Origin of the sequence: Nonomuraea maheshkhaliensis (assembly GCF_039529435.1) — a bacterium.
Taxonomy (GTDB): domain Bacteria; phylum Actinomycetota; class Actinomycetes; order Streptosporangiales; family Streptosporangiaceae; genus Nonomuraea; species Nonomuraea maheshkhaliensis.
The window spans coordinates 1-17,935 of the sequence record NZ_BAAAMU010000022.1 but is presented as its reverse complement, the minus strand read 5'-3'; the positions used below and the strand labels follow the sequence as shown (position 1 = coordinate 17,935).

The following is a 17,935-nucleotide window of genomic DNA, read 5'->3' as shown; positions in this document are numbered from 1 at the left end:
AGCTGAAGTCGCGGCAGCCGTGCCCGCGCAGTGTGAACGGGTCGAAGTATTCGCGAAACCCCGACTTGACCACGGCGCTCAGCACCGAGTCGGCCAGGGTCGCCGCCAGGTCGGGGCGGCGGTCCTTGAGCCCCTGCCAGAGCAGCCAGCTCACGTTGATCCAGCTCGGGCCACGCCAGTAACGGGCGGGGTCGAACTCGGGAGTGTCCGGGGCATAGCTCGGCAGCGGCAGGTCCTTGATCCGGAAGCGGTCGAGCGCGGTGGCGATCAGCGTCTCGGCCACCTCGACCGGCAGCCCCGGCAGCATGAGCGGGGTCAGCCCGGCCGCGCTGGCCGTGTCGGTCAGCAGGCCGGTACGCACGTCGCGGGCCTGGAACAGGCGGCCGTCGTAGAGGTGCTCGACCATGGCCAGGGTGATCGCCTCGGCCTCGCGCTCGTGCGGCTCGGCATCCAGGCCCAGCGTGTTCGCGATCTTGGCCAGGGTGGACTCGGCCAGCCCGTACGCGGCGTTGAACAGCGGATCCTCGACCTCGAACGCGCCCGTACCGGTGTAGCCGGAGTCGCGGTAGGCGGTGGCGAGCCCGATGTACTGCTCGTAGTCGCGGTCGGTGGGCCGCTCGGCGGGGTTGACGCTGTCGAGGTCCTTGCGGGTGAACCCGGACGCGCCGGTCCGCACCGCGCGCAGCGGCAGGTCCCACGCCGGGCTGTTGTCCATGCCCGACTCCCAGGGGTGCACGACCGAGATCAGCCCTTCGGGCGAGCGCCGGTCGCGGCGCAGGAACTCCTGCTGGGCCACCAGCCGGGGGTAGATCCGGCGCAGGAACGCGGTGTCGGGCTCGGCCAGATGCGTCTTCCAGGCGGCCAGCGCGTGGACCGGAGGCTGGACGATGCCGGAGGTCTCGGCCCCCGAGGGCGCCTTGGCCTGCCAGAAGCCCTGATCGGGAAAGTAGGCGCCGGCCGGCACCCGCGGGTTGAACACGATGTGCGGCACCCGGCCGTCCGCCCACTGAGCGCCGAACAGGGACAGCAACTCCGACCTGGCCCTGCGCGGCGACCAGCGGGCGTTGCCGATCGCGATGAAGGCGGAGTCCCAGCTCCACTGGTGGGGGTAGAGGCGACGGGAGGGGACCGTGTGCGCGCCGTCCCAGTTGCTCACGAGGACGCGCACAGCGTCGCGGAGGATCATAGATATTTCCTGACGAAGGCGGCGGTTTGCGGCAGGACGATCTCGGGTTCGCCCCGCAGGCGGCATTCGAGGGCGAGGTAGCCGTCGAAGCCCACGGCGTCGAGCGTGGCCAGTTGCGCGCCCCAGTCGAGGTGGCCGGTGCCCGGCTGGTTGCGGTTGGACTCGCTGATCTGCATGTGGGCGATGTACGGGGCCGCGTCGATCAGCGCCCGGCAGGGGTCGTCCTCCTCGATGTTCATGTGGTAGGTGTCGCCGACGATCCTGATCGAGTCCGTCGCGCAGTAGGAGACGGCGTCGGCCAGAGTGTTGACCATGTGGTTCTCGTAGCGGTTGAGCGGCTCCAGCATGATCAGCACGCCGTTGCGCTGCGCGTGCTCCCCGAGGATGCCCAGCGCCTCGGCCAGCACCTCGCGGTCCTCCTCGGGCCCGCGCGGCGGCTCGAACGGGGGCAGCCTGAGGGAGAACTGGCCCCAGGAGGCGGGGGTCATCACGCCGATGCCGCCCAGCTCGGCGATCACCGTCAGCTGCGACCTGAGCTGCTGGATGGCGTCCTTGCGCTTGGCCGGGTCGAAGTCGCCGATGAAGTGGGGCATGTCCACGCACACCGTCGGCATCACCACGCCGTCGGCCAGCGCCCGCTTCAGCTCGGTGAGCCGCCCCGCGAAGTGGAAGTCTCCCTTGCCGCGCAGCTCGATGGCGTCGAATCCGGCATCGAGCGCGAACGCGTACTTCTCCTGGAGGGTACGACCGGGGAGAAGCTGCTCCTGTACGGCGAGCTTCACTGTGACTCCTCAAATTCGAAGACGAGCTGGAGCACCTCGGACTGGTGCTTGTCGATCAGGTCGAACGCCTCGGCGGCCCGGTCGAGGGGCATGATGTGGCTGACGAGCTCGCGGGCGTCGACCTCCCCCCGGTGCACGAGCTCCATGAACGTGCGCTGCATGCGCTCGACGTCCCACCGGTGCGAAAGCCACGAGGCGACGCCGCCGATCTGGGAGGAGACGAGCTGGACCTGGTTGTGGTGGAACTCCTCGCCGAGCCGCAGCCCGACGCCGTCACCCTGGTAGAAGCCGGCGGCGACGACCCGGCCGCCCTTGCGCACGGTCCTGATCGCCTCGTGCAGCCCGGCGTGGCTGCCGCTCAGCTCGATGGCGGTGTCGGCGCCCTCGACCCGCTTGCGCATGAACTCGGCCACCGACCCCGAGGCGATGTCGAACGTCTCGGCGGCGCCGAACCTCCTGGCCAGCTCCAGCCGGTCGGCGATGCCGTCGGCGGCGACCACGCGGGCGCCGCTGAGCACGGCCAGGCGGGTGGCGAGCAGCCCGATGACGCCCTGGCCGAAGATCGCGACCTGGTCGCCCAGGTGGATATCGGCGGCGTGGACCGCGTTGAGCGCGATGGCCCCGACCCTGGCGAAGACGCCGGTCACGGGGTCGGCGCCGGGCGGCAGCACGTGGCCGACGAGCTTCTCCGCCGGCACCACGGCCTCGGCCCGGTGGCCCCAGATGCCCCACACCAGGCTGCCGACCGGCGGGTCGGCCACATCGGGCGCGGCTTCGATCACCTCGCCGACTTCCTGGTAGCCCCAACCGGCCAGCGGGTACGCATGAGTCTGGCCCTCCACGAAGAGCCGCCGCTCGGTGTCCCACTTACGACTGAGATAGGGGTTTGTCCCGCGATAGGCGGTGAGTTCTGTGCCCGCTGAGACTCCTGAATAGAGAGTGCGCACGCGCACTGTGCCCGCCACCAGCTCGGCGGGCGACTCCAGGCTGACGCGGACTTTGCCTGGCTCTTGGAAGGTGATGACGCGCAATTCCCCACACTTATGCGTTCTGATCAATCAAAAGTTGAAGATTTAGGACTTGTTTGCACTCGATAGTGGTGCTGATAACCCTCTGAAGTCTACGACTTCCGTCGGAGGTGACTGATGAAATTGGGGTTTCTGACAGCGTGTCTTCCGGAAAGCGACCTTACCGACATTGCACACTGGGCTGCCAGCCGGGGTTTCGAGGCGCTCGAGGTCGCCGGGTGGCCTTCTCCGGATGACCGAAATCACATCAGAGTAGATCGTTTCGACGACGTCGAATGCTCGCGAGTCGGGCGAATCTTCGCAGAGAGCGGACTCACGCTTTCCTCGATCGCGTACTACGAGAACAATCTGCACCCTGAGGCAGGGCCGCAGGTGAACGCCCACGTACGCCGCTGCGTCGACGCCGCCGCCGCGCTCGGCTGCCCCACGGTCGGCACGTTCGTGGGCCGCGACCCCGGGCTGACCGTGCACGACAACCTCAAGCGGGCCGCGGACGTCTTCGGCCCGCTGGTCGAGTACGCGGGCCGGCACGGCGTCGAGATCGTGATCGAGAACTGCGTGATGAAGAGCTGGCATCCCGACGGATATCCCGGCAACCTGGCCTACTCCCCCGAGCTGTGGGAGTGGATGTTCACCCTCGGGCTCAAGCTCAACTGGGACCCCTCGCACCTGGTGGCGCTGGGCATCGACCCAGTGACGGCGCTGACCCCGTACATCCCGAACATCGCGCACGTGCAGGCCAAGGACACGCAGATCCTGGCGGGCAAGATCGACCGGTACGGCTTCCACGGCCCGATCAGCGGCGAGAAGGGCTGGTACCGCTTCCGCGTGCCCGGACTCGGCCAGGTCGACTGGACCCGGGTGATCGACGCGCTGCACGAGGGGGGCTACGACGGGGTGGTCTCCGTGGAGCACGAGGACGCCGTCTGGAGCGGAAGCACGGAGAGGGTACAGACCGGTCTCGGTATCGCCTACCGCACGTTGCGTCATCTCGTCCGGGGGTAAGGGCGGCATATCCCCAACCAGAGGAGCGCGCCATGCCGACGAAGGTAACCGCCGTCCTCTCCGCCACGCTGCTCGCCGTCGCCCTGGCGGCCTGCGGCGACGGCGGTGGCGAGCAGTCGTCCGACGAGATCACGGTCTGGACCGAGGAGAACCTCGAAGACCGGATGGCCGTGCAGAACGCGATCGTCTCCGAGTTCACCCAGAAGACCGGGATCAAGGTGAAGCTGGTCGGCGTGGCCGAGGACCAGTTCAGCCAGACCATCACGGCGGCCGCCGCCGCGGACGACCTGCCGGACGTGATCGGGGCGCTGCCGCTGGCCTCGATCCGCGAGCTGGAGGCCAACGACCTGCTCGACACCGAGACGCCGGGCAGGATCGTGGATGGGCTCGGCCGCGACACCTTCTCGCCGCGGGCGCTGGAGCTCGACACTTCGGGGGGCAAGCTGCTGGCGGTGCCCAGCGACGGGTGGGCGCAGCTGATCCTCTACCGCAAGGACCTGTTCGACAAGGCCGGGCTTGAGCCGCCGGACACGTACGAGGCGCTGGAGACGGCCGCGGCCAAGCTCAACACGGGCGGGACCGCGGGCATCACGCTGGCGATCGCGCCGAAGGACTCGTTCACGGCGCAGAGCTTCGAGCACGTGGCGCTGGCGAACGGCTGCCAGCTGGTCGACAATTCCGGAAATGTCGCCCTTGGGACGCCACAGTGTGTGAAGGCGTTCGAGTTCTACGCGAAGCTGGCCAAGAACTACTCGGTCAAGGGCAAGCAGGACGTCGACACCACCAGGGCCACCTACTTCTCCGGCAAGGCGGCCATGATGATCTGGTCGTCGTTCATCCTCGACGAGCTGGCCGGGCTGCGTAAGGACGCGCTGCCCAGTTGCCAGGAGTGCCGCGCGAACCCCGAGTGGCTGGCCGAGAACACCGGCGTCGTCACGGCACTCAAGGGCCCTGACGGCGATGCGCCCGCGCAGTACGGCGAGATCGTCTCCTGGGCGATCACGAACGGCGCCGCCACCGACCCGGCGAGCAAGTTCGTCTCCTACATGATGAACGAGGGCTACGAGCGCTGGATCGGCATGGCCCCCGAGGGCAAGTTCCCCGCGCGCAAGGGCTTCGAGGACAAGTGGAACAAGTTGCCCGCCGGGGTCGACACCAAGAAGCCGCTGGCCGACGTCTACCCGGCCGACGTGCTCGAAGCCCTGCGCAAGAGCCCCGACACCTTCGCCAGGTGGGGCATCCCGCAGGGCCAGGGCAAGCTGGTCGGCGCCACGATGGGCGAACTGCCCGTGCCCAAGGCGCTCAGCATGGTCGTCGACGGCTCCCTGACCCCCCAGGCCGCCGCCGACCAGGCCAAGACCGAGGTCGAGTCCATCAAGCGCGGGATCCGGCAGTGAGGTCAGGCGACCAAACCAGCCGCACTTTGCGACAGCAAGAGGCGCGAGCCGGGTTGGTACTCATCTCACCGACGCTCGTCATCACGCTGGTCGTGGTGGTGCTGCCGCTGCTGTGGGCGATCATGCTGGCGTTCCAGGACGCGCGGCTGATCAACATCCGCCGGGTCGGGATCTTCGGTCACTACACGCTGGAGAACTTCACGTACGTGATGTCCGAGCCGGGCTTCTGGACGTCGCTGGTCAACACGCTCGTCTACACGGTCGCGGGGACCGCGTCGTCGATCGTGATCGGGCTGGTGACCGCGCTCGCGCTGCGCGACAGGTTCCGGGGGCGCACCCTGGTCAGGGCCTCGATCCTGATCCCGTACGTGGCTCCGGTGGTGGCTGTGACGTTCCTGTGGGAGACGATGCTCAACCCGCAGTACGGCATCGTCAACACCTGGCTGGATGAGCCGATCGCCTTCCTCACCCAGGCCAGAGGCGAGTTCCTGGGCATCGAGGTGCCGGTGGCGCTGCTCACGGTGATCGCGTTCGAGGCGTGGCGGTATTTCCCGTTCGCGTTCCTGTTCATCCTGGCCAGGCTGCAGGCGCTGCCGAAAGAGCTGGACGAGGCCGCGGTCGTGGACGGCGCCACCCCCACCCAGCGCTTCCGGTACGTGATCATGCCGCAGCTGTGGCGGATCATCGCGCTGCTGTCGGTGCTGCGCTTCGTGTTCACCTTCACCAAGTTCGACGACGTCTACCTGCTGACCGGCGGCGGCGCCGGCACCGAGGTGGTCAGCGTGCGGGTCTACAACTTCCTCACCTCGCGCGACGACATCGGCGCCTCGGCGGCGCAGGCGATCGTGCTGGCGATCTTCCTGGTGGTCTTCCTGGCCGTCTACCTGAGGTTCTTCGCGGGAGGCGAACGTGAGCAGGGATAGGTTCGAGCGGGCCCTGCTCAAGGTGCTCAAGCCGCTGGTGATCGCGTTCCTCTTCCTGATCACCGCGTTCCCGTTCCTCTACATGGTGATGCTGTCGGTACGCGACATCCAGGAGCTCATCCTGGACCCCGGCTCGCTCTGGCCACGTGCCTTCACCCTGGACACGTACGTGAACGTGCTGACCAAGCAGGGCTTCCTGACCTTCCTGAGGAACAGCGCGATCGTCGCGGTGGCCTCGGTGGCGGTCACGCTGCTGATCTCGATCCCGGGCGCGTACGCGGTCGCGCGGCTGCGCTTCTTCGGCCGGCGCCAGGTGCACTTCCTCTTCCTGGCGGTGTACCTCTTCCCGGCGATCGTGCTGGCCATCCCGCTGTTCGTGCTCTTCACCATGATCGGGCTGCGTGGATCGCTGATCGGATTGATCCTCGTGTATATCGCGCAAACGGTGCCCGTCACGGTATACATGCTCCGCAACTACTTCGAGACCGTGCCGCGCAGCGTGGAGGAAGCGGCCGCGATCGATGGGTGCACGAGGTTGTCGACCATCTGGCGCGTGGTGCTGCCGCTGTCCAAGCCCGCGCTGATGGCCACCGGCCTCTACGCGTTCATGATCGCGTGGAACGAGTTTCTGTTCGCCCTGCTCTTCCTGGTGGAGAGCCGGGAGAGCTGGACCGTGTCCCTGGGGCTCTCTCAGCTGGCGGGGAGCATCGAGATCCCGACGACGGTCCTGATGGCTGGATCGGTGGTGCTCACGCTGCCCATCGTGATCGTGTTCTTCGCCGGCGAACGCCTGCTGACGGAGGGCCTCACCGCAGGAGCGGAGAAGGGATAGACCATGCTGACGGCAGGGCAGATCCTCCAGCTGATCCGCAAGGGCACCTGCCGTACCCGCAAAGAACTGATCGAGTTCACCGGCCTGTCCCGGTCGACCATCACCGACCGGGTCGACCGGCTCATCGACGCCGGCTACATCCACGAGTCCGGCGTGGGCGTCTCCGGGGGCGGGCGGCCGCCGTCCGTGCTCGACGTGGACGCCACCAGGCGCCTGCTGCTGGTCGCCGACCTGGGCGCCACCCACGCCAGGGTGGCACTCACCGACCTGGCGGCCAAGACGATGGCCGAGGAGCGCGCCGAGATGCGCATCGAGCTCGGTCCTGACGCCGTGCTGTCGTGGGTGCGGCAGGCGTTCCAGCGGATGCTCGACCGGGCCGGACGGCCGGCCGGCGACGTGTGCGGGGTCGGCCTTGACCTGCCCGGCTCGGTCGACCACACCACCGGGCGGGTGATCAGGTCGTTCCTGATGCCCGGCTGGGACGACCATCCGGTGGGCGAGGCCATCGGCTCGATGTTCGACGTGCCGATCCTGGTGGAGAACGACGCCAACGCGATGGCGCTGGGCGAGTGGTGGTCGTCCTGGCGGGGCACCGACTCGCTGATCCTGATCAAGGTCTCCACCGGCATCGGCACCGGCATCGTCCTCGACGGCCAGATCTATCGCGGCGTCGAGGAGGCGGCCGGCAACATCGGGCACGTCCGGCTGCGCGAGACCGACGACCGGGTCTGCACCTGCGGCTCGCGCGGCTGCGTGGCCTCGCTGGCCAGCGGCCACGCCCTGGCCACCGACCTCGGCAAGACGTCGAGCCGCGAGGTGGTCCAGCTCGTGCAGGCGGGGGACGCCGAGGCCATCGCGCGGGTCCAGGAGGCCGGGCGCACGCTGGGGGTCGTGCTGGCCACGGCGGTGAGCCTGCTCAACCCGGGCGTGCTGGTGCTGGCCGGAGACATGGCGCAGACCAGGGAGCACTATCTGACGGGCATCAGGGAGGTCGTCTACCGGCGCAGCCTGCCGTACACGACGAGGAACCTGGAGATCGTCACCAGCTCGCTGGGGGATCGGGCCGGGATCGTGGGGATGGCGGTGATCGTCATGGAGCACGTGCTCTCCCCCGCCTCCGTGGACGCCGCGCTGGCCGCCAGGACCGACGCGGCGAGCTGACCCCGCACGGCCGGGTCAGGCGAGGGCACGGCGCAGGATCTCCGGAGCCCGCACCAGGGAGGGGCCGTACCAGGTGAGCAGCCGGCCGCTGACGGGGACGCAGGTCAGGCCGGGGAACGACTCGGGGCCGTCGGTCTCGCTGAAGGCGTAGGGCTCGTCGGGCAGCACCACCAGGTCGGGGCGGCGCGCGATCAGCTCGGCGAGCGGGATCTTCGGGTAACGCTCGGGGTGGCCGGCGTACAGGTTGTCCACGCCGAGCCGGCGCAGCACGTCGCCGGTGAAGGTGTCGCGGCCCACGACCATCCACGGCCGCCGCCAGATCGGCACGATCGCCGTCCGCCGCGGCCCCTCGTACGGCGCCCGCCACGCCTCCCGCGCCTCCTCCAGCCATCCGGGCGGCTCGGCCCGGCAGGCGAGGGCGAACATCCGCTCCAGCGACGCGAACGCCTCCGCCACCGTCTCGATCTTCGTCACCCAGACCGCGATCCCCGACACCCGCAGCGCCTCGATGTCGGGCGCGCGGTTCTCCTCGGCGTTGGCCAGCACCACGTCGGGTCGCAGCCGCCTGATCGCGTCAAGGTCGGGGTTCTTGGTGCCCCTGACCCTGGCGACGTCGAGGCCGGCCGGGTGCGAGCACCAGTCGGTCGCGCCCACCAGCGCCCCCGGCAGGCTCGCCGCGACCGACTCGGTCAGCGACGGCACCAGGGACACGATGCGGCTCACGGTCCCGGGAATCCGCAGGGGCACACCGAGGTCGTCCACGTATGCAGCCTAGATCCTGCGAATGTCGGTCGGCGTCCGTATGATCCGAGCCTAAGATCGTTTTACTCGTTGATCGGGGGACCACGGTTGGAGCGGGAGTCACTCGGCTTCGATCCCAGCACGCCCAGCGTGGCCAGGCTCTACGACTACTTCCTCGGCGGGAAGGACAACTTCGCGGCCGACCGCGCGGCGGCCGAGAAGATCCTGGAGGTGGCACCCGAGTTACCCGCGGCGGCCCGGGCGAACCGGGCGTTTCTCGGCCGGGCGGTGCGCCATCTCGCGCGAAACGGCATCACGCAGTTCCTCGATCTCGGCACCGGCCTGCCGGCGCCGGGCAACGTGCACGAGGTCGCCCAGGAGGTCGATCCGGGCGCGAGGGTGGTCTACGTCGACCATGACCCGGTGGTGCTGGTGCACGCCCGCGCGCTGCTGGAGGGCCAGGGCGGCACCGGCGTCGTCCATGGCGACCTGCGCGAGCCCGAGGCGATCCTGCGCGACCCCGGCGTGCTGGAGGCGATCGACTTCGGCCGTCCGCTCGGGGTGCTGCTGGGGGCGGTCATGCATCACATCGCCGACTCCGAACGGCCCGGCGAGATCGTCGCGGCGCTGCGCGAGGCCATGGCGCCGGGCAGTTTCCTGGTCATGTCCCATGGCAGCAGCGAGGCCCGGCCGGCCGCGGTCGAGCGGTGCACCGAGGTCTACCGGAGCGCCGGCCTGCCGCTCACCCCGCGCGACCGCGACGAGATCGGCGCGCTGTTCGAGGGGTTCGAGCTGGTGGATCCGGGTCTGGTGTGGTTGCCGCAGTGGCGGCCGGATCTGTCGGACATGATTGACTTCGCCGCCGCCGGTCCGCAGGCGTCGCTGGGGCTGTGCGGCGTGGGCGTCAAGCGCTGAGGCGCCGCCCGCGACGTACGCGGGCGGCCCGCTCAGCGGTGGCTCACTTGAGGGCGGACAGCGCGCTCTCGTAGTCGGGCTCCTGGGAGATCTCGGGCACCAGCTCCGAGTAGATCACCTTGTTGTCGCCGTCGAGCACGACCACCGCGCGGGCGGCCAGCCCGACCATCGGGCCCGACTCCTGTGCCACGCCGTAGTCGGTGAGGAACTCGCGGCCCCGCATGAGCGAGAGCATGGTCACGTTCTCCACGCCCTCGGCGCCGCAGAAACGGCTCTGGGCGAAGGGCAGGTCGGCCGAGACGCAGAGCACGGCCACGTCGGGGTGCTCACCGGCCACCTGGTTGAAGCGGCGCACCGAGGCGGCGCAGACGCCGGTGTCGACGCTCGGGAAGATGTTGAGGACCTTGGTCTTCTGACCGAAGTCGTCGAGCGAACGATCGGCCAGGTCGGAGCCCACGAGCCGGAAGGCCGGCGCGCTGTCGCCGGGCTTCGGGAAGGTGCCGCCGACCGTGATCGGGTTACCTCTGAGCGTGACGTCGGACATGAAATCCTCCAGAATACGGATATTCCCCAGAACCGTGATCCTATCGGCGTCCCATGTCCGGCCCCGTCCCGGCATGCGGCCGAACCAGCCACGGCAGGCGGCCGCAGCCCCGACGGCCGCGTGCCGTCGGGGCGAGCCGGGGCCGGTCGCCCGGCGCGGTCAGACGTTGCGGCGGTACTGGCCGCCCGCCTCGAAGAGGGCGTCGGTGATCTGGCCGAGCGAGCAGACCCTGGCCGCCTCCATCAGCACCTCGAACGCGTTCCCTTCCGACATCGCCACGTCCCGCAGCCGAGCCAGCTGCGCGGGCGCCTCGGAGCGGTTGCGCTCGTGGAAGGCGTGCAGCCGGTCGAGCTGTGAGCGCTTCTCCTCCTCGGTGCCCCTGGCCAGCTCCACCTGGTGCGGCTCGGCCTCGTCCTCGCCGCGCGGGTTGCGGAAGGTGTTGACGCCGACGATCGGCAGGGAGCCGTCGTGCTTGCGCATCTCGTACAGCATGGACTCGTCCTGGATCTTGCCGCGCTGGTAGCCCGTCTCCATCGCGCCGAGGACGCCGCCTCGGTCCGACAGCCGTTCGAACTCGCTCAGCACCGCCTCCTCCACCAGGTCGGTGAGCTCCTCGATGATGAACGAGCCCTGCAGCGGGTTCTCGTTCCTGGCCAGGCCCCACTCGCGGTTGATGATGAGCTGGATGGCCATCGCGCGGCGCACCGAGTCGGCCGAGGGGGTGGTCACGGCCTCGTCGAAGGCGTTGGTGTGCAGGCTGTTGCAGTTGTCATAGACGGCGATCAGGGCCTGGAGGGTGGTGCGGATGTCGTTGAAGTTCATCTCCTGGGCGTGCAGGGACCGGCCCGAGGTCTGGACGTGGTACTTCAGCTTCTGCGACCGCTCGCCGGCGCCGTAGCGCTCGCGCATCGCCACCGCCCAGATCCGGCGAGCCACCCGCCCGAGCACGCTGTACTCGGGGTCCATGCCGTTGGAGAAGAAGAACGACAGGTTCGGCGCGAAGTCGTCGATCCTCATGCCTCTGGCCAGGTACGCCTCCACATAGGTGAAGCCGTTGGCCAGCGTGAACGCGAGCTGGCTGATCGGATTGGCCCCGGCCTCGGCGATGTGGTAGCCGGAGATCGAGACCGAGTAGAAGTTCCTCACCCCGTTGGCGATGAACCACTCCTGGATGTCGGCCATCATCCGCAGGCTGAACTCCGTGGAGAAGATGCAGGTGTTCTGTCCCTGGTCCTCCTTGAGGATGTCGGCCTGCACCGTGCCCCTGACCGTGGCCAGCGTGCGGGCGCGCAGCTCGCGGGCCTCGGCCTCGTCGGGGTCGCGGCCCTGCTCGGCGCGGAAGCGGTCGATGGCCTGGTCGATGGCGGCGTTGAGGTAGAAGGCCAGGATCGTGGGCGCCGGACCGTTGATCGTCATCGACACCGACGTGTTCGGCGCGGCCAGGTCGAACCCGTCGTAGAGCACCTTCATGTCGTCGAGCGTGGCGATCGAGACGCCCGAGGTGCCGACCTTGCCGTAGATGTCGGGGCGCAGGTCGGGGTCGTGGCCGTACAGCGTGACCGAGTCGAACGCGGTGGACAGCCGGGTCGCGGGCTGGCCCTCGGACAGCAGCTTGAAGCGCCTGTTGGTGCGGAACGGGTCGCCCTCGCCGGCGAACATCCTGGTCGGATCCTCGTCGTCGCGCTTGAACGGGAACACCCCGGCGGTGAACGGGAACATCCCCGGCAGGTTCTCCGAGCGCAGGAAGCGCAGCAGGTCGCCGTGGTCGGTGTAGCGGGGCAGCGCCACCCTGGGGATGCGGTTGCCGGACAGCGTCTCGCGCCAGAGCGGGGTGTGCAGCTCGCGGTCGCGTACCTTCACCACCAGCTCGTCGGCGCTGTAGCGCTCTTTGACGGCGGGCCAGCCGTCGAGCAGCGCGCGGCTCTCCTCGGACAGCTCCCCCTCGACGCGGCCGATCTCCCGCGCGCCCGCCTCGCTGAGCAGGTCGCGGACTGCGGCCAGCTGCTGGCGGCGGCGGGCCACCTCGGCCTGGGCCAGCGTCTCGGCGTGGTAGCCGCGCACGGTCTCGGCGATGTCGGCCAGGTAGCGCACCCTGGCGGGCGGGACGATGGCGGCCGACGCCTGCGAGGTGCGGCCCTGGACCGGCGCCAGCAGGCCGGGGCTCGCGCCTGTGGGGAGGAGAGGCTTGAGGTGGTGGTAGAGGGCGGTGACGCCGGCGTCGTTGAAGCGGGCGGCGATGGTGCCGAAGACCGGCATGTCCTCGGGTGAGACGCCGAACGCCTCGCGGTTGCGTACGAGCTGGCGGCGCACGTCGCGCAGGGCGTCCTCGGCGCCGCGCCGCTCGTACTTGTTGATCACCACGGCCTCGGCGAAGTCGAGCATGTCGATCTTCTCCAACTGGGAGGCCGCCCCGAACTCGGGCGTCATCACGTAGATGGGCACGTCCACGTGCGGCACGATGCCCGCGTCGCCCTGGCCGATGCCGGGCGTCTCCACGATCACCAGGTCGTAGCCGGCCGCGCGGCAGGCGTTGATCACGTCGTCGAGGCAGGCGGGCACCTCGTTGGCCGCTCCCCTGGTGGCCAGGGAGCGGAAGTAGGTCTGGGGGCCCAGGCTGTTCATGCGGATGCGGTCGCCGAGCAGCGCGCCGCCGCCGCGCCTGCGGGTCGGGTCGATGGCGATGATCGCGATGCGCAGTTTGTCGTCGTTGTCCACGCGGAACCTGCGGACCAGCTCGTCGGTGAGCGAGGACTTGCCCGAGCCGCCGGTGCCGGTGATGCCGAGGACGGGCGCCCGCCGCTCCGTGGCCAGGCCGGTCACCAGCTCGGCGGGGGCCCGGCCGCTCTCGATCAGGGTGATCGCGCGGGCCAGCGCCGCCTGGTCGCCCGAGACCACGGCCTCCACGGAGGGCGGGTCGCCCAGCTCGACGTCGCACTCCTCGATCAGCTTGTTGATCATGCCGGGCAGGCCGTAGCGCTGGCCGTCCTCGGGCGAGAAGATCCGGGCGACACCGCGTGAGTGCAGCAGCTCGATCTCCTCGGGGACGATCACGCCCCCGCCGCCGCCGTACACCTTCACGTGGCCGGCGCCGCGCTCGCGCAGCAGGTCCACCAGGTAGCTGAAGAACTCCACGTGCCCGCCCTGGTAGGAGCTGATCGCCACCCCCTGGACGTCCTCCTGGATGGCGGCGGTGACGATCTCGTCGACCGACCGGTTGTGCCCGAGGTGGATCACCTCGGCACCCTGGGACTGGAGGATGCGCCGCATGATGTTGATCGCCGCGTCATGCCCGTCGAACAGGGCCGCGGCGGTCACGAAACGGACGGGGTGTCGCGGGACGTGCACGCCTGATCACTCCTTCGTGGAGGCTTCACCTACGAAGATACTAGGACGTCCTACTATTTCCCAAGGGCGAGGTGGACGGGGGCAGCGTGGGTAGGGCCCTTCCGAGGAGGTGGCGGGGATGCGCGCGCTGACGTTCGAACCGGGGAGTGAGGGCACGCTCGACGTGCGGGAGGTGCCCGACCCGCGGCGGGGTCAGGGCGAGCTGCTCGTCGAGGGCCTGGCCGTCGGCATCTGCGGGACCGACAGGGAGCTGATCGGCGCCGGCTACGGCTGGCCGCCGCCGGGCGAGGAGCGCATGGTCATCGGCCACGAGTCGCTCGGGCGGGTGCTCGAAGCCCCCGACGGGTCCGCGTTCTCACCGGGAGAGCTAGTCGCCGGCGTCGTACGCCGCCCCGACCCGGCGCCGTGCGGGGCCTGCGCGCGGGGCGAGTTCGACATGTGCCGCAACGGCGGCTACACCGAGCGCGGCATCAAGGAGCTCGACGGGTTCGCCAGTGAGCGCTGGACCGTCGAGGCCGGCTACGCCGTGAAGGTGGACCGCGCGCTGGAGAGCGTCGGCGCGCTGGTCGAGCCCGCCTCTGTGGTCGCCAAGGCGTGGGAGCAGATCGAGCGGATCGGCGCGCGGTCCTGGTTCGAGCCGCGCACGCTGCTGGTCACCGGCGCCGGGCCGATCGGGCTGCTGGCGGCCCTGCTCGGGCGGCAGCGCGGGCTGGAGGTGCACGTTCTCGACCGCTCCGGCCCGGGGCTCAAGTCGAGCCTGGTGGAGGGGATCGGCGCGACGTACCACTCCGGCTCGTCGCTGGCGGAGTTCGCCGAGGCCAAGCCGGACCTCATCATCGAGTGCACGGGAGCGGGGCCGCTCGTCATCGACGCCATGACCACCACCGCCGCCGCGGGCATCGTCTGCCTGTGCGGGCTCTCGCCCGGCGGGCGGTCGCACCGGGTGGACGCCGGCGTGATCAACCGGGACATCGTGCTGGAGAACGACGTGGTCTTCGGAACGGTGAACGGCAACCTGCGGCACTACCGCGACGCGGCGGCGGCGCTGGCCAAGGCGGACCTGGGCTGGCTGGAGCGGCTGATCACGCGGCGGGTGCCGCTGACGCGCGCCCTGGAGGCGTTCGAGCCCGCCGGCCACGACAACGTCAAGACGGTCATCGACCTGACCGCTTAGCGCTGTTCGCCGGGGTCAGTCCCGTTCGTACGGTCTGCGTCTCGACGTGGTGGGGTACTTCGCGGCGGAACCGCCCGAACCGGCCGGCACCCGGCTCCTGACCGGACGGGCGGGCCTCTCGGGAGCCTTCTCAAGCGCCTGGGCCTTCTCGGGGGCCGGGGCCTTCTTCGCCACCGGGGCCTTCTCGCGGACCGGGGCCTTCTCGCGGGGCGGCGCCTTCTGGCGGGCCGGCGCCTTCTCGCGCGGCGGTTTCGTGCCGTCGTCGGCGGGCGGGGTCAGCGGGTTTCTGGGGGAGGGGACCTTCGGGCCGGACGGCGGCTGCGCGGGCGGATTGAGGCGGCGCAGGGGCCAGGCCCAGGCGAGGCGGCGGTGGGTGCCGCGGCGACGGCCTGAGACGCGGAGCGAGAGCACGATGGTCATGATCACCATGGCGGCGAGCAGCGCGGGCGGCGTGCCTAAGACGTCCAGCGGCGAGCCCTGCCCGACCTGGGCGGGCGGCGGCGACGCAAACGGGCGCTCGGTCGAGCGGATCTCGTCCAGCTTGTCGGCGTTGGCCTTGACCACGCGCGGCAGGCCGTAGCCGACGACCTTGTCCGTCTCCCTGGTCTTGCGCTTGAGCCAGACGCGGTCGACGTTCGCCTCGATGGTGTGGATCTTCTTGCCGCTGACGCGCTCGACCACGCCGACGTGGTCGATGCCCTTGTAGCTCTTGCCGCCGCGCCAGTCGAAGAAGACCAGCGCTCCGGGCTCGGGCTTCTGCGACCAGGCGCCCCGCTGGATGAACCAGGCCGCGTGGGAGGGCGTCCAGGCGAACTCGCCGACGTAGTCGGAGAGGCCGGACTTGTTCGCGGCCCAGGCGAGGAACATGTCGCACCACGGCGCGTCGCGATACTGGGGGTCTTGGACGCGATCCGCGTACCACTGGCCGAACTTGGTGAACTGGCTGCTCTTCTCCTTGTAACCGAGTTCCTGCCGCACCGTCTTCAGCAGCTCGTCCGCGATCGAGTCCAGGGCGACTCCTCCCAGAAAACCGACAAATCACGATGGACTGTAGTAGCGCCATCGCGAAAGTGCGCGTGTCATTCGGAAAGTGTCTTGCTATGAGCCGAAATTTCGGCTACGTGACTGCTGAGGCTGGTGTGACTCGCTACTACGATGGCTAGGCGCCGGCGCCCACGCGGAAGATGCCCGCGTCTCCCGCGCCCGGCGCGACCACGTCGGCCACGACCACGGTCACGTTGTCCGGCGAGCCGCCCTCGTTGGCCAGATCGATCAGACGCTGGACGGCCGCGGCCGGGTCTGCCACCGTGGTCAGCACCTCGTGCAGGACCTCGGGCCCGAGCACGGTCGTGAGCCCGTCGGAGCAGAGGAGGTAGCGATCATCAGGCTCGGCTTCACGCAGCGCCATGTCCGGCTCCGCCCGGCCCTCGCTGCCCAGCACGCGCAGCACCATGGAACGACGGGGATGCACGGCGGCCTGGTCCTCCGTTATCCGTCCTTCGTCCACCATCGACTGCACAAGTGTGTGATCCTTGGTCATCTGGTAGAGAGCACCATCGCGAAGCAAGTATCCGCGGGAGTCACCGAGATGAGCCAGGGCGAACCGGTAGCCGTCCCACAGCATGGCGGTCACCGTGGTCCCCATCCCCCTGCGGGCGGGGTCGATGTCGGCCAGCTCGACCAGCCTGCGCGCCGCCTCGTGCACGGCGCCCTCCAGGGCCGCCTCCAGGTCGGAGCCCGTCTCGGGAAGCGTGGCATCCAGCTCGCGCATGACGGCGATCGCCGCCGAGCTCGCCAGCTCGCCGGCCGCGTGTCCACCCATCCCGTCAGCCACCACGAGCAACCGGCCGCTCGCATAGCCAGAATCCTCGTTCTGCTCCCTGCGGCGGCCCACGTCTGATCCGGCGGCATAGCGGATGTTGTGCTTCATACCTAGCAGTAAATCATTGGTTGAAAGACTTCACAAGCAGATGCGCTGAAGACTCTTGTGAACTACTGTGGGCTCCATGAGCCACGACCCGACCGTCAATGCCGGGGACATCGCCCGGCTCGCCGGTGTCGGGCGTGCCGCGGTGAGCAACTGGCGCCGTCGCCACGACGACTTCCCCCAGCCCATCGGCGGCACCGCCAACCAGCCGCTGTTCTCCCTGCGGCAGGTCGAGTCGTGGCTGCGGCGCTATGGGAAGTCCTACCAGGTCTCCCTGGGAGATCGGGTGTGGCAACGCCTGAAAGCCGCGGGCGATTTGCGGCTGGGCGAGCTGGTGGCCCAGGCCGGAGCCCTGCTCACCAGGGCCTCCGCCGCCGCGAGTGACGGCGCGGGATCCCATGACGACGCGCTGGGCGTCCGCGATCCCCGCGTGGCCGGCGAGCTGGAGCCCGAGCTGGCGGGGCTCGTTCTCGAACTGGGTGAGCAGCACGGCGCGCGGGCCGCGTACGAGTTCCTGTGCGAGCGTTATCTCGAAGCCCACTCGCGGCAGTTGTCCATCACCCGCGAGGACGTCGCCGCGCTGATGGTCCGGCTCGTGAGCGCCGACGGCTCGACCCTGTTCGACCCGGCCTGCGGCGTCGGCACGCTGCTGCTCTCCCCCGCCGGCGCGGCGCGGGTGCTCGGCCAGGAGCTCAGCGAGACCTCGGCCGCCATCGCCGCCGCCAGGCTGCGGCTGCGCGGCCTGGCGGCCAGGGTCGTGGCCGGCGACGCCATGCGTCACGACGGCTTCGCCGGCGAGCGGGCCGACGCGGTCGTGTGCGACCCGCCGTTCAACGAGCGGGCCTGGGGCTACGAGGAGCTGACCGGCGACCCGCGCTGGGAGTACGGCCTGCCGCCCCGTGGCGAGCCCGAGCTGGCCTGGGTGCAGCACTGCCTCACCCACGTCAAGCCGCGCGGCCTGGTCGCCATCCTGAT

Annotated in this window: 15 protein-coding genes and 1 pseudogene; 8 read left to right on the top strand and 8 right to left on the bottom strand. The window is 69.7% G+C overall.

Features of this window, described 5'->3' with window-relative positions; all coding sequences use genetic code 11:
• Positions 1 to 7 precede the first annotated feature (7 nt).
• From ABFX54_RS56955 to ABFX54_RS17180, 3 genes and pseudogenes are all read right to left on the bottom strand, one after another.
• A pseudogene (locus tag ABFX54_RS56955) lies at positions 8 to 1,186 on the bottom strand (MGH1-like glycoside hydrolase domain-containing protein); the annotation flags it as partial.
• On the bottom strand, positions 1,183 to 1,968 hold the full coding sequence (locus ABFX54_RS17185; protein WP_346105924.1) for a sugar phosphate isomerase/epimerase family protein: 786 nt from the start codon (positions 1,966 to 1,968) through the stop codon (positions 1,183 to 1,185). The pseudogene ABFX54_RS56955 and the gene ABFX54_RS17185, both read right to left, overlap by 4 nt.
• Complete coding sequence (locus ABFX54_RS17180; RefSeq protein WP_346105922.1) at positions 1,965 to 2,999, bottom strand: zinc-binding dehydrogenase; 1,035 nt, start codon at positions 2,997 to 2,999, stop codon at positions 1,965 to 1,967. Before ABFX54_RS17180 ends, ABFX54_RS17185 begins: the two co-directional genes overlap by 4 nt.
• A 114-nt stretch (positions 3,000 to 3,113) precedes the next feature.
• On the opposite strand from ABFX54_RS17180, the gene ABFX54_RS17175 reads away from it, so the two are divergent.
• Genes ABFX54_RS17175 through ABFX54_RS17155 form a run of 5 tightly spaced genes read left to right on the top strand, consistent with a single transcriptional unit; the run spans position 3,114 to position 8,314 of the window.
• On the top strand, positions 3,114 to 4,001 hold the full coding sequence (locus tag ABFX54_RS17175; protein WP_346105920.1) for a sugar phosphate isomerase/epimerase family protein: 888 nt from the start codon (positions 3,114 to 3,116) through the stop codon (positions 3,999 to 4,001).
• 32 nt (positions 4,002 to 4,033) lie between these two features.
• A complete protein-coding gene (locus ABFX54_RS17170; RefSeq protein ID WP_346105919.1) occupies positions 4,034 to 5,398 on the top strand; it encodes an ABC transporter substrate-binding protein in 1,365 nt (454 codons plus the stop codon).
• 53 nt (positions 5,399 to 5,451) lie between these two features.
• Entirely contained in the window at positions 5,452 to 6,321 is an 870-nt protein-coding gene (locus tag ABFX54_RS17165) for a carbohydrate ABC transporter permease (RefSeq protein ID WP_346105917.1), read from the top strand.
• Positions 6,308 to 7,153, top strand: coding sequence for a carbohydrate ABC transporter permease (locus tag ABFX54_RS17160; protein ID WP_346105915.1), 846 nt, complete (start codon positions 6,308 to 6,310; stop codon positions 7,151 to 7,153). The genes ABFX54_RS17165 and ABFX54_RS17160 overlap by 14 nt, the downstream gene beginning before the upstream one ends.
• Positions 7,154 to 7,156: 3 nt before the next feature.
• Positions 7,157 to 8,314, top strand: a complete 1,158-nt coding sequence (locus tag ABFX54_RS17155) for an ROK family transcriptional regulator (protein WP_346105913.1) — start codon at positions 7,157 to 7,159, stop codon at positions 8,312 to 8,314.
• Between the two features lie 15 nt (positions 8,315 to 8,329).
• Here ABFX54_RS17155 and ABFX54_RS17150 read toward each other — a convergent pair whose 3' ends face one another.
• Positions 8,330 to 9,076: a helical backbone metal receptor gene (locus ABFX54_RS17150; protein WP_346105912.1), complete on the bottom strand. Its 747-nt coding sequence runs from the start codon at positions 9,074 to 9,076 to the stop codon at positions 8,330 to 8,332.
• 87 nt (positions 9,077 to 9,163) lie between these two features.
• Here ABFX54_RS17150 and ABFX54_RS17145 point away from each other — a divergent pair, with 87 nt between their 5' ends.
• Positions 9,164 to 9,970 carry an SAM-dependent methyltransferase gene (locus ABFX54_RS17145; protein ID WP_346105910.1) on the top strand — a complete coding sequence of 269 codons (807 nt, stop codon included), beginning with the start codon at positions 9,164 to 9,166 and terminating at the stop codon, positions 9,968 to 9,970.
• Between the two features lie 43 nt (positions 9,971 to 10,013).
• On the opposite strand, the gene tpx is transcribed toward ABFX54_RS17145, so the two are convergent.
• Positions 10,014 to 10,514 carry a thiol peroxidase gene (gene tpx / locus ABFX54_RS17140; protein ID WP_346105908.1) on the bottom strand — a complete coding sequence of 167 codons (501 nt, stop codon included), beginning with the start codon at positions 10,512 to 10,514 and terminating at the stop codon, positions 10,014 to 10,016.
• Positions 10,515 to 10,673: 159 nt separating this feature from the next.
• Complete coding sequence (gene icmF, locus ABFX54_RS17135) at positions 10,674 to 13,859, bottom strand: fused isobutyryl-CoA mutase/GTPase IcmF (protein WP_346105907.1); 3,186 nt, start codon at positions 13,857 to 13,859, stop codon at positions 10,674 to 10,676.
• Positions 13,860 to 13,977: 118 nt separating this feature from the next.
• Between icmF and ABFX54_RS17130 the strand changes: the two genes are divergently transcribed.
• Complete coding sequence (locus tag ABFX54_RS17130) at positions 13,978 to 15,033, top strand: glucose 1-dehydrogenase (RefSeq protein WP_346105905.1); 1,056 nt, start codon at positions 13,978 to 13,980, stop codon at positions 15,031 to 15,033.
• A gap of 15 nt (positions 15,034 to 15,048) precedes the next feature.
• Here ABFX54_RS17130 and ABFX54_RS17125 read toward each other — a convergent pair whose 3' ends face one another.
• Both ABFX54_RS17125 and ABFX54_RS17120 read right to left on the bottom strand, forming a co-directional pair.
• Positions 15,049 to 16,011: a CHAP domain-containing protein gene (locus ABFX54_RS17125; RefSeq protein WP_346105903.1), complete on the bottom strand. Its 963-nt coding sequence runs from the start codon at positions 16,009 to 16,011 to the stop codon at positions 15,049 to 15,051.
• A gap of 181 nt (positions 16,012 to 16,192) precedes the next feature.
• Positions 16,193 to 16,963 carry a PP2C family protein-serine/threonine phosphatase gene (locus tag ABFX54_RS17120; RefSeq protein ID WP_346105901.1) on the bottom strand — a complete coding sequence of 257 codons (771 nt, stop codon included), beginning with the start codon at positions 16,961 to 16,963 and terminating at the stop codon, positions 16,193 to 16,195.
• A 76-nt stretch (positions 16,964 to 17,039) separates the two neighbouring features.
• Here ABFX54_RS17120 and ABFX54_RS17115 point away from each other — a divergent pair.
• On the top strand, positions 17,040 to 17,935 hold an 896-nt coding region (locus tag ABFX54_RS17115; protein ID WP_346105899.1), incomplete at its 3' end, for an HsdM family class I SAM-dependent methyltransferase.